We start from the raw sequence: 11,881 nt of genomic DNA on the forward strand, positions 1-11,881 counted from the left end.
GTCGGCCTGCGGGACCAGCATGAAGGGCACGACGTGAACGATATGCGCCTGACCAGCAGCATCACGGGGGCTGCGCCGGGGCTCTTGGACGACCAGCCTGTGGAACCCCCTTTGCTGCCGCCGGAGGGCGCGGCGCGCGGCCTGCTGGTGTGCTTCTCCCACCTGCGCTGGGCCTTCGTCTGGCAGCGGCCGCAGCACCTGCTCACCCGCGCCGCCCGGCACTTCGACGTGCTCTTCGTCGAGGAGCCGGTCTTCGAGCCCGGCGGCAGCGACCGGCTCCGGGTCGAGGCGGTCGCCCCGGGCATCGACGTCGCCGTGCCGGTCGTCGACCCCGCCCGCGCCTGCGCGGCCGACCCGATCCAGGCCCAGCTCATCGGCGACCACCTGCGCCGGCGCGAGGCCGCCGCCCGGGTGTTCTGGTACTACACCCCCGCCGCGATCAGCGTCTCCGCCGAGCTGCCGCGCGACCTCACCGTCTACGACAACATGGACGAGCTCTCCGCCTTCCGCGGCGCCTCGCCCGACCTGATCGCCCAGGAGGCCGAGCTCCTGTCCCGGGCCGACCTCGTCTTCACGGGCGGGCGCAGCCTCTACGAGGCCAAGCGCGGGGCGCATCCCAGCGTCCACTGCTTCCCCTCCTCGGTCGACGCGGCCCATTTCCGCCAAGCCCGCGACGCCGCCCGGCCCGACCCCGGCGACCAGGCCGCGATCCCGCATCCCCGCATCGGCTTCTTCGGCGTCATCGACGAGCGCCTCGACCGCGACCTCCTCGGCGCGCTCGCGGATCTGCGGCCGGACTGGCAGGTCGTGATGATCGGGCCGGTGGTGAAGATCGACCCGGAGAGCCTGCCGCGGCGGGCCAACATCCACTGGCTCGGCTCCAAACCCTACGCGGCCCTGCCCGACTACCTGCACCACTGGGATCTCGGGCTGATGCCCTTCGCGCGCAACGAGGCGACGCGGTTCATCAGCCCGACCAAGACGCCGGAATTCCTGGCCGCGGGCCTGCGCGTGGTCTCGACGCCGATCCTGGACGTGCTGCGCGACTACGGCGAGGCCGGTCTCGTGGCGATCGCCGACTCGCCGCGCAGCGTGGCGCTCTCGATCGAGGCGCTGCTGGCCCAGCCGCGGCAGGCGTGGCTGGAGCGGGTGGACCGGCACCTGGCGGGCGGTTCGTGGGATCGCACCTACGAAGCCATGCATGCGCTGATGCGGGCGGGCCTGCGGCGGCGCGAGGCCGCCTCCCCCGCCCTTCTGCACTCGGCCGCCTCCCCGGCCTGACGCCTCCTCCCGCCCAGGGGTCAAGACACATGTACGATTGGCTGATCGTGGGCGCGGGCTTCGCCGGCAGCGTGCTCGCGGAGCGGCTCGCGAGCCGGCGCGGCGAGCGCGTCCTCATCATCGACCGGCGCAACCACGTCGGCGGCAACGCCTACGACCGCCTGGACGAGGCGGGCGTGCTGATCCACCAGTACGGGCCGCACATCTTCCACACCAACGCGGAGGCGGTCGTCGCCTACCTGTCGCAGTTCACCGCCTGGCGGCCCTACGAGCACCGGGTGCTGGCGCAGGTGGACGGCATGCTGGTGCCGATCCCGATCAACCTCGACACGGTCAACCGCCTCTACGGCCTCTCGCTCACCTCGGAGGAGCTGGAGGCGTGGTTCGCGGCGCGGGCCGAGCCGGTGACGGAGATCCGGACCTCGGAGGACGTGGTGGTCTCGGCCGTGGGCCGCGATCTCTACGAGAAGTTCTTCCGCGGCTACACGCGCAAGCAATGGGGGCTGGACCCGTCCGAACTGGACCGGCAGGTGACCGCGCGGGTGCCCACGCGCACGAACCGGGACGACCGCTACTTCACCGACACGTTCCAGGCCATGCCGGCCCAGGGCTACACGCGGATGTTCGAGCGGCTCCTCGCTCATCCGAACATCCACGTCATGACGAACGCGGATTACCGCAGCGTGCGGGACGTGATCCCGCACCGGCGGGTGATCTATACCGGCCCGATCGACGAGTATTTCGATTTCCGCTTCGGCCGGCTTCCCTACCGCTCCCTGCGCTTCGTGCACGTGACCCGGGACGCGGATTGCCACCAGCCGGTGGCGGTGGTGAACTACCCGCAGGGCGAGGCCTACACGCGCATCACCGAGTACAAGCACCTCACCGGGCAGGAGCACCCGCGGACCTCGCTCACCTACGAGTATCCGTGCGCGGAGGGCGACCCCTACTACCCGGTGCCGCGGGCCGAGAACCAGGCCCTGTTCAAGCGCTACGAGCGATTGGCGCGGGCGGAGCCGGACGTCTGGTTCGTGGGGCGGCTCGCGACCTACCGCTACTACAACATGGACCAGATCGTCGGCCAGGCGCTCGCCACCTTCCGCCGCCTCGACGAGGCCCTGGGCGGACCCGCCCAGCGGATTCAGCCGGCCCCCCGCGCGACGCCGCGCCGGCCCGCGGCCGCGCTCCCGCCCGCCGAGTAGGCGCGCGGGCCGCGCGCCGCGCCGCGCGGAGCCGCCCGGCGAGGAACAAGCCCGCGCTCCCGCGAGATGACGGCCGCATGACCGACGACCGCGCTCTCGATCCCGACTGCTCCCTCGCGGACGGGCCGTCGCCCTCCCCCCGACCCGACCCCGCGCCGGCCCGAACGGCCGGCGCCCGCGGCGGCCGGCTGCCCTGGATCCGCGTCGCCGGACCGGGCATTCCCTATTTCGAGACCGAGACCGGCGCCGCCTGGACGCCGGTCGGCCAGAACGACGCGATCAGCTGGCACGAGCTCGAAGGCCTGTTCGGCCGCCGCGACCTCGCCGCCGCCGAGGCCCACCTGCGGCACTTGGCGGATCACGGCGTCACCTGCCTGCGCCTGATGCTCGAATACGCGCAGGTGCGCCACCGCTACATCGAGCGCCCGGTCGGCCGCTTCGTCCCGGCCATGGTCCGCCTCTGGGACGACCTCTTCGCCCTGTGCGAGACCGTCGGCCTGCGCATCCTGCTCACGCCCTTCGACACGTTCTGGATGTGGCTGCACTGGCACCGCCATCCCTACAACCGGCGCCACGGGGGCCCGCTCGCGGAGCCGTCGCGGTTCCTGCTCGACCCGCAGGTGCGGGAGGCGATCAAGAACCGGCTCGCCTTCGCGGTCGCGCGCTGGGGCGGCTCGGGCGCGCTGTTCGCCTGGGACCTCTGGAACGAGATCCACCCGGCCCATGCGGAGGGTTCGGCGGAGGGGTTCGCGCCCTTCATCGCGGATCTGAGCCGGCACGTGCGCGCCCTGGAGACGAGGCTCTACGGGCGCGCGCATCCGCAGACCGTGTCGCTGTTCGGACCCGAGCTGGGCTGGCGGCCCCATCTGGGGCTGGAGGAGCCGATCTTCCGCCACCCCGACCTCGATTTCGCGACGCTGCACATCTACGCCGAGGGCACGATCGACGATCCGCGCAACACCGTCGAGCCGGCGATCGCGATGGGGCGGATCGTGCGCGAGGGCCTGGCGCAGATCCGCGACGGCCGGCCCTTCCTCGACAGCGAGCACGGCCCGATCCACAGCTTCAAGGACCGGCGCCTCACCCTGCCGGAGCCGTTCGACGACGAGTATTTCCGCCACATGCAATGGGCGCACCTGGCGAGCGGCGGGGCCGGCGGCGGGATGCGCTGGCCGAACCGCCACCCGCACAGCCTGACGGCCGGGATGCGCGCGGCCCAGCGCGGCCTTTCCGGCTTCCTGCCCCTGATCGACTGGCGCCGCTTCCGGCGCCGCAACCTGAGCGGGGACCTCGGCGATCCCGGGCCGGGCGCGGCCCTCTTCGCCTGCGGCGACGCGGAGCAGGCCGTGATCTGGTGCCTGCGCGCCGATTCCCTGGCGCCGGACGGCCGCTTGCGCCGGGACGCGGCGCCCCTCGGCATCCGCCTCGCGCTGCCGGGCCTGCGGGCCGGGCGCTACGCCCTCACCGCCTGGGACACGCGGGCCGGCCGGCCGTGCGGCCGCCGGGAGGTGACGGCGCGCGACGGGGTGGCGACCGAGATCGAGCCGCCGCCCTTCGTCACCGACGTGGCGCTCGCCGTGCGGCGGGTCTGATCCGGGTCTCGCCTGACCGATGGGGTTGGCCGTGCCGGACGGGCGGCGGACGACCCCCGCTCCGGCCGCCAGCGGGGCCCGCCTCACGGGCGCGCGTCGAGGAGCCCGATCATGCGGTTGAAGCGCTCGCCCGCCACGAAGACCGTGTCCATGATGGCGGGGTCGAGCTCGTCGGGCGAGAGGGCGCCGTCGTCGGCGAGGCCGATCCCGGGCCGCGGCGGGCGGGCCGCGCGCAGGCGGTCGGCCAGGAACATCGCCAGCGCCCGGTAGAAGCGCGCGGCGAAGCCGATATCGGCGTCGAGCCGGCGCTGCAGCACCTCCCGGTCGAGGAAGAGCGCCGCGCCCGGACCGCGGGCCGTGATCGTCGCCGAGGCCGGCGCGGAATCGACCAGCGACACCTCGCCCACCACCTCGCCGACGCCGAGCCGCGCGATCTCGCCGTGCCCCTCCGCGGTGACGGCCAGCACGCCGTCGAGGATCAGGATCAGGGATCGGGTGCGGTCGCCCTCGGCGATCAGCACCTCGCCGTCGCGCAGCGCGCGCCGGGTCGCGGTCCGGGCGATCCAGGCGACGTCCTCGTCGGTGAGAATCCCGAACAGGTAGAGGACCTTGCGCATCGCGGGCTGTCCTACAGGAGCTGGCGCCGGGCGAAGTCGGCGAACAGGCCGGGCGCGGCGGCGAGGTCGTCGAAGGTGCCGGACTGGACGATGCGCCCCTCGGCCAGCACGACGATCCGGTCGGCCTCCCGCACCGTGCTCAGCCGGTGGGCGATCACGATCCGGGTGACGTTGAGGGCGCCGAGCGAGGCGCTCACCACCGCCTGCGAGCGGTTGTCGAGGGCGCTCGTCGCCTCGTCGAAGAGCAGGATCCGCGGCCGCCGCGCGATGGCGCGGGCGATCAGCAGGCGCTGGCGCTGGCCTCCCGAGAGCGTGTTCACCCCCTCGGCCACCACCGTGTGCATGCCCATCGGCATCGCCCGGATGTCCCCCTCCAGCCCCGCCATCCGGGCCGCCTCCCAGGCCTGCTCCAGGGGGAGCTGCACGCCGCCGCAGATATTCTCGTAGAGGCTGCCGGTGGTGAGCCGGCCGTTCTGGAGCACGACCCCGAGCTGGCGGCGCACGGCGCTGACGTCGAGGGTGTCGAGCGCCTTGCCGTCGTAGAAGACGGCGCCGGATTCCGGCGCCTCGAAGCCGAGCAGCAGGCGCAGGAGCGAGGATTTGCCGCTGCCGGAGGGCCCGACGATCGCCACGTACTCGCCGGCCGCGATCCGCAGCGACACCGCGTCGAGCACGGGCGGGCCGGAGGCGCCGTAGCGGAAGGTCAGGCGCGAGACCTCGATCGCGCCCGAGAGGTCGCCCGGGGGCTTGCGGTCGTCGGCGATCTCCGCCTCCGCGGCGAGGAGCGGCCGCATCCGCGTGAGGTGCGGGATCGCCACCAGCGCCTCGCTCAGGCCCGCCGCGAAGGCCCCGATCGCCCCCATCGTCTGGCCGAAGGCGGCGAAGAAGCCGAGGAAGGCGCCGAGATTCTGGGTCAGCGTGCTGCCGAGGGTCGAGGCCGCGGCGAAGATCGCGAGCGTCGCGAGCGTCGGGAGGGCGGTCTCCGCGATGCTGAGCCCGTTGGCGATCCGCTGGGCCGCCAGGAAGTGGCCCTTCTGCTCCGTGAACAGCCGCGACCACACCGCGAGCGCCCGCACGGTGGCGCCGGCCACCCGCAGCTTGCCGATCCCGGCGAAGAGCTGGAGCACGAAGCCCTGAACCCGGCCCTGGCCGTTGAAGGCGCGGCTCTCGTGGTAGAGGCGCAACCCGCTCGCCGCCAGGATCAGGACCCCGCGCAGGAGCGCGAGCGCGACCGCGATCAGCGCCAGCACGGGGTCGTAGACCAGCATCAGGGCGATGCTGAACAGGCCGAACATCCCGGCGAGCAGGCTGCGCAGGGTGCGCCCGGTGAGGAGGCGGCGCACCGCGTCGATCCCCATCGCCCGGTCGACGAGGTCGCCCACGGTGTGGTCGCGGAACAGGGCGGCGCGCAGGCGCAGCAGCCGGTCGATCATCGCGGCCTGCAGCGTCCAGTCGATCAGCCCCTCCAGGCGCAGCATCGCGAGGCTCTCGGCGGCCTGCACGGCGGCCGCCGCCAGCGCCGTGACCGCGAGCGCGATCGCGCAGACCGTGATCTGGTCGAGTTCGCTGCGCGGGATCGCGGAATTGACGAGCGCCTGGGTGATCAGCGGCACGACCAGGGTGAGGAGCCCCATCAGCACCGCCGGCACCGCGACCGAGGCGAGGTTGCCCCTGGCCCGCCGGGCCGCGAAGGCGAGGAGGTCGCGGAAGCTCAGGGCGCGGCCGGGCAGCGTCGGGTAGAAGCCCGCCGCCTCCGGGCCGAGCTCGGCGGCGAGCGCCGCGTCGACCCGCCGCCGCTCCCCGGTGGCGGGATCCACCATCAGGTAGGCGCGGCGCTCGCGCAGGAGCGCCACGGGCGCGCCCGCCTCGCCCCGCCACGCCAGGAGCGGCCCGGCATCCTGCCGCCACCACTCCGCCCGCAGCAGGACGCGGCGGACCCGCAGCCGCGAGGCGCGGGCGATCTCGACCACGTCGCGGTAGTCCCGCGCGGTCCGCACCCGGCCGGCCGGGCGGGTGAGCGGCGCCGCCATGGTCCCGGCCACGAGGGCGCAGGCCGCCATCAGCGGGTCCTCGGGATCGACCGCGGCGGGCGGGGCGTCCCGGCGCACCACGATGCTCCCGAGGCGCCCGAACAGCTCGGCCGCGCGGGCGGCGTCGAGGTCGGCGCGGCGGGCGAGCCGCGCGGCGTCGCGGGTCGGCTGGCCGGCGGCCTCCCCGTGCAGGGCGGCGGCGGCGGCGCGGTGGAAGCGGTCGACGGCCAGGGCCAGGAGGTCGCCCTCCGGGGCCGCGCAGGGCGAGAGCCGGCAGCCCTCCGGCCCGGCCTGGGCCCAGAGGCCGGCCCCGAGGGGGGCCGGCGGGTCGCCCGGCCGGTAGGCGGGGGCCTGGCCGGCGATCGCCGCGCTCCCCTCCTCGACGACGACCCAGCGCAGGGCCCGGGCCGGCCCCCGCCGCCGCTCCCCGGGCTCCAGCGCCTCGCCGGAAGCGGCCTCCCGGATGTCCCAGGCCGGGTGCGGACCCGCGACCAGCGCCGCGAGGCCCAGGACCCAGCCCTCGCAGAGGGGCCCGATCTCGGCCTGCGCCGCCTCGCGCACCGCGGTGCCGGGCGTGCCGACCGCGATGATCTCCAGGCGCTCGCCGCCCGCGCCCGCGTCGGCGGGGACCGGCAGGATGATCCCGCCGCTCTCGATTCGCAGCAGGTGCCGGCGCGGGCCCGCGACGGCACCGTCGCGGCTGCGCAGCGCGAACAGGTCGGCGTGCCCGCTCGCCACGACGAGCGGCGCGCCGAGGGAGGCGAGGCGCTCCGGCCGGCGCCCGTCGAGGGGTTGGGCAGGCGCCTCGGCGGGAACTGGCGCCGCGGGGAGCGGCGCTTGGGCGGGAACTGGCGCCGCGGGGAGCGGCGCTTGGGCGCCGGCCGGCCCGACCAGGGCGAGCCCGCCCTTCGCAAGCGGCTCGCTCACGACTGGGCCAGGAGCGCCGCGTAGGCGCCCTCCCGGGCGAGGAGTTCCTCGTGCCGGCCGCGCTCGGCGATGCGCCCGCGCTCCAGCACGATGATCTCGTCGCAGTCGCGGATCGTGCTGAGCCGGTGCGCGATGATGATGCAGGTGCAGCCGCGCCGCCTCAGGTTGTCGTCGATGATCTTCTCCGTCACCGGATCGAGGGCGGCCGTGGCCTCGTCGAGGACGAGGACGGAGGGGTTCTGCACCAGGGCGCGGGCGATCTCGATGCGCTGGCGCTGGCCGCCGCTGAAATTCGCGCCGCCCTCCAGCACGTGGCCGTCGTAATTGCCGGGCCGCGTCGCGACCTCGCCGTGGACCGCCGCGTCCTTGAGGGCCAGCGAGAGGTCGGGCTCGGGCACGGTCGGGTCCCAGAGGGTGAGGTTGTCCCGCACGCTGCCCTCGAACAGGACGATGTCCTGGTCGACGTAGGCGACCGACTGGGCGAAGACCTCCGGCGGGATGTCGGCGAGGCGCCGCCCGTCGAGGCGCACCTCCCCCGACCAGGGCCGGTTGAGCCCGCAGATCAGCCGCCCGAGGGTCGACTTGCCGCTCCCCGAGAGGCCGACCAGGGCGACGCGGCTGCCCGGCTCGATGGTGATCGAGACATCCTGCAGCAGGGGCGGCTCCAGGATCGCGTAGCCGAAGGACACGCCGACCAGTTCGACCCGCCCGACGAGCCGCGGCGGCGGCGGCGGCAGGGCGGGATCCGGCTCCGGCCGCTCGACCGGGTAGTTGTAGACGTCGTCGAGGCGCTCCAGCCCGCCCTTGATGATCTGGATGCTGCCGATCTGGCCGACCAGGGCCGTGATCGGCTCGGAGAAGCTCGCCATCAGCGACTGGAAGGCGATGAGGCCGCCGAGGGTCAGCGAACCCTCGGTGACCCGCAGGCCGCCGATGCCCAGGATCGCCGCCGTGGTGAGGCCGGAGAGCAGGGTCGGCACCGTGTCGAGCCAGGCCGAGGTGGCGCCGAGCTCCTGCTCGGCGTTGAGGGCGCGGGCCTGGATGCCGGCCCAGTGCCCGAAGGCCTCGTCCTCCAGCCCGCTCGCCTTGAGGGTCTCGATGGTGCGCACCGCCCCGATCGTGCTGCCCAGGAGCTTGCCGCGCTCCATGGCGAGGCTGCGGCTGAGATCCTCGCGGCGCCGCCCGATCAGGTGGAGGGCGAGCACGTTGAGCAGGGACAGCGCCACGCCGATCACCGCCAGGAGCAGGTCGTAGACCGCCATCGCGGCGGCGAAGAAGACCAGGGAGGTCAGGGAGAGCGCGTTGCTGACGAGGCCGCCCGAGAGCAGGCGCGCGATCTGCTCGTTGGTGGAGACCCGGTTGGCGATGTCGCCGGCGTGGCGCTGGGCGAAGAACTCCATCGGCAGCGCGAGGACGTGCCAGAGGAAGCGGCTGGTCATCACCACGGCGAGCTTCGTCTGCAGCCGCGTCATCAGCGACAGCTGCAGGGCGGTGACGCCGGCCCGGAACAGGGCGGTGAGGCCCATCCCGATCAGCAGCGGCGTCAGCCAGCCCGGGGTGTTCTGGATCAGGATCTCGTCGATGAAGATCTTGGTGAAGCCCGGGATCAGGATGCCCGGGACGATCAGCGCGAGGCTCACCGCGACGAGCAGGCCGACCGCCGCGCGGGAGGCGCCGAGTTCGCGCAGGAGCAGCCGGAAGCCCTGCGGCTTGCGGCCGATCCGGCGGAACTCCTCGGTCGGCTCCATGGCGAGGGCGACGCCCGTGAAGGCGAGGTCGAGTTCCTGCATGGTGACGCGGCGGCGCCCCATGGCCGGGTCGTTGATGAAGGCGTGCTCCCCGCGGATCCCCTCCAGCACCACGAAGTGGTTGAAGTTCCAGTGGATGATGCACGGCATCGGCAGGTCGTGCAGGGTCGTCGGCTCCTTGCGGAAGCCCTTGGCGGCGAGCCCGAAGCCCCGCGCCGCCTTGACGATGTTGCTGGCCTTGCTGCCGTCGCGGGAGACCCCGCAGGCCACCCGCAGCTGCTCCAGGGGCACGAAGGCGCCGTGATGGGCGAGCACCATGGCGAGCGCCGCGGCCCCGCACTCCACCGCCTCCATCTGGAGCACGGTCGGGGTGGCGGGCGGGCGGCCCCGGCCGGGCCAGGGCAGCAGGCGGCGCAGGGCGGCGGCGCTCATCCGGCTTTACCCGGCGAGGCCGGTGAGGCGCTTGAGCATCGGCACGACGAGGTCGAGCGGGCGGTGCTGGCGCGTGGTGATCTCGGCCCGCACCAGCGTGCCGCTGGTCAGGCGCAGGTCGGGGCCCCGCCCCACCGCCCAGGCGTAGCCGCTCGCCGTCGCGGGGTCGGGCTGCAGCCGCACCAGGGCCGCGTAGGGCGCGCCCTCCTGCGAGAAGCGGCTCACCAGGCGGTCGTTGTGCAGCACCGCCGCCATGCCCTGCGGGGTGATCGGGAAGTCGGAGATCGACACCACGCTGCCGACCAGGGTGCCGTATTCCTCGCGCTTGACGGTGCTGGGCTCGAGCCGGGTCTCCATGCCGGGCTTCACGGTCTTGCCCTTGTCGGCCGGGATGTAGACCACCGCCTCCAGCGCCTTGCCCTCGCTCTCGACCGCGATCACCGGCATGCCGACCGTGAGGACGGAGCCCGGCGAGACCTTGACCTCCAGGACCCGCCCGTCGATCGGGCTGAGCACCTGGGTGTTGCGGCCGAGCTCCCCGGCGAGCTGCTCCATCTGGCGGCGGGTGTCGTTGAGGCGGAACTGCGAGTCCTGCAATTCGCGCTCGCGCTGGGTCTCCAGATCGGTCTTCTGGGTGCGCAGCTTCAGCACCTCGTTCTGCGCGTCCTCGCGCCGCTGGCGCGCCTCCGTCAGCTCGCGGCGCCGGTCCTCGACCACCCGGCGCGTGGTGATGCCCTTGCCGAGCAGCGTCTCCAGGTTCCTCACCTCGGTCGACAGATACTCGATGCGCTGATCGGTGGCGTGGACGATCTGGTCGAAGGCCTCCTCCAACTTGGCGAAGTTGCGGGCCTTGGCGGCGAGCTCGTCCTTGACCTTGGCCCGCAGGGTGGCGTGCTCGCGCTCGCGCTCGCGATGGACCTCGACGGCGGCGCGGTGGCGCTCCTCGATGTCGGTCTGGGCGATGCGGGCCACCGGCTGGCCCTGGACGACCCGGTCGCCGGCCGCCACCTCGATCGCCGCGAGCCGGCCCGAGGCGGCCGAGACCGCGTCGACCACGCGCCCGCCGACGCTCACCAGGATGCCCTCGCCGGCCGCGCGCGTCGGCACGCGCCCGACCACGCTCCAGGTCAGGGCCGAGACGAGCAGCAGCGCCACCGTGCCGGCGAGGATCCAGTCGGCGGGCTTGGTGATGCGGACGAGGTGGTCGAGCTGCTCGGGCGAGGCGGCGCGCTCGAGCGCGATCGGCCGGAATGCCCGCTGCGGGGATGAACTCATGGCGAGGGACTCACGGCGAGGGGCTCACGGCAAGGAACTCACGGCAATGGACTCACGGCGCCTCGCCCGGACCGGGTCGCTCCCGGCCGCAGAGACGGCCCGCAATCGCCGTTGCGGCGCCGCGCGGAATCTCCTCCGGATGGCCGGTACACGCGCGGCCGAGTGTAGTAGAATTTCGCCCCGTGACCACCCTGAACCTTGCCGGACCCGGTCCGGACTGGGACAGAGTGCCCGGGAGGAGTCCGCGATGCGGAGTGCACTTGGCGCAGATCGGCGGCGGGCCCGACCCGCCCGGCCGCCGCGGCCCGCCGCGCTGGCGGCCCTCCTGCTCCTCGCGCTCCCGCCCGGCGCGGTCGCGCGGGTGCTCTCCGACGGGGACCTCGCCAGCGTCGCGCGGATCAAGCCCCTGTTCACCGCCGTGCTCAGCGACGTCGCGCGCTCGGCCCAGAGCCCGGACCTGTCCGCCCCGGACGGGGATTGCCTGCGCTCGACCCTGCGCTCGCTCATGCAGATCTCCGACGAGCTGAAGGGATACGAATCGCTCATCACCATCGAGGGTGAGATCACGGATTTCGGCGACGACGAATCCCTGCGCAGCGTGCTGCGCTTCGCCGTCGAGAACGCGCTCAAGATCCTCGACACCGAGCGCCGCCGGCTCGGAGAGTTGTCCGATACCTGCTCGCGTTCCCCGCTCGCGGCCGGGAAGACACGCCAAGCGCTCCAGTTCATCGACAGCACGCAGGCGATCCTGCGCGCGGTACAGCCCAGGCTGTGACC

The 11,881-nt window shown here is 73.8% G+C and carries 8 protein-coding genes; 4 read left to right on the forward strand and 4 right to left on the reverse strand.

Going from position 1 to position 11,881, the window contains the following annotated elements:
• Window positions 1-42 precede the first annotated feature (42 nt).
• From M446_RS00435 to M446_RS00445, 3 genes are all read left to right on the forward strand, one after another.
• Window positions 43-1,281 (forward strand): glycosyltransferase, encoded by a 1,239-nt coding sequence (locus M446_RS00435; protein WP_012330090.1) that lies wholly within the window; start codon window positions 43-45, stop codon window positions 1,279-1,281.
• Window positions 1,282-1,310: 29 nt separating this feature from the next.
• On the forward strand, window positions 1,311-2,483 hold the full coding sequence (gene glf, locus M446_RS00440; RefSeq protein ID WP_012330091.1) for a UDP-galactopyranose mutase: 1,173 nt from the start codon (window positions 1,311-1,313) through the stop codon (window positions 2,481-2,483).
• Window positions 2,484-2,560: 77 nt separating this feature from the next.
• Entirely contained in the window at window positions 2,561-4,075 is a 1,515-nt protein-coding gene (locus M446_RS00445; RefSeq protein ID WP_012330092.1) for a hypothetical protein, read from the forward strand.
• A gap of 83 nt (window positions 4,076-4,158) precedes the next feature.
• On the opposite strand, the gene M446_RS00450 is transcribed toward M446_RS00445, so the two are convergent.
• Genes M446_RS00450 through M446_RS00465 form a run of 4 tightly spaced genes read right to left on the reverse strand, consistent with a single transcriptional unit; the run spans window position 4,159 to window position 11,104 of the window.
• The gene (locus M446_RS00450) at window positions 4,159-4,692 is read right to left on the reverse strand and encodes a cyclic nucleotide-binding domain-containing protein (protein WP_012330093.1); all 534 of its coding nucleotides are present in this window, start codon (window positions 4,690-4,692) and stop codon (window positions 4,159-4,161) included.
• Between the two features lie 11 nt (window positions 4,693-4,703).
• Window positions 4,704-7,649 (reverse strand): NHLP bacteriocin export ABC transporter permease/ATPase subunit, encoded by a 2,946-nt coding sequence (locus tag M446_RS00455; RefSeq protein WP_012330094.1) that lies wholly within the window; start codon window positions 7,647-7,649, stop codon window positions 4,704-4,706.
• A complete protein-coding gene (locus tag M446_RS00460) occupies window positions 7,646-9,829 on the reverse strand; it encodes an NHLP family bacteriocin export ABC transporter peptidase/permease/ATPase subunit (RefSeq protein ID WP_012330095.1) in 2,184 nt (727 codons plus the stop codon). The genes M446_RS00455 and M446_RS00460 overlap by 4 nt, the downstream gene beginning before the upstream one ends.
• Before the next feature lie 6 nt (window positions 9,830-9,835).
• Window positions 9,836-11,104 (reverse strand): NHLP bacteriocin system secretion protein, encoded by a 1,269-nt coding sequence (locus tag M446_RS00465; RefSeq protein WP_012330096.1) that lies wholly within the window; start codon window positions 11,102-11,104, stop codon window positions 9,836-9,838.
• Window positions 11,105-11,351: 247 nt separating this feature from the next.
• Here M446_RS00465 and M446_RS00470 point away from each other — a divergent pair, with 247 nt between their 5' ends.
• Window positions 11,352-11,879 carry a hypothetical protein gene (locus M446_RS00470; protein WP_012330097.1) on the forward strand — a complete coding sequence of 176 codons (528 nt, stop codon included), beginning with the start codon at window positions 11,352-11,354 and terminating at the stop codon, window positions 11,877-11,879.
• Window positions 11,880-11,881: the final 2 nt, after the last annotated feature.

It is taken from the genome of Methylobacterium sp. 4-46, from assembly GCF_000019365.1.
In the GTDB taxonomy this organism is placed as follows: Bacteria; Pseudomonadota; Alphaproteobacteria; order Rhizobiales; family Beijerinckiaceae; genus Methylobacterium.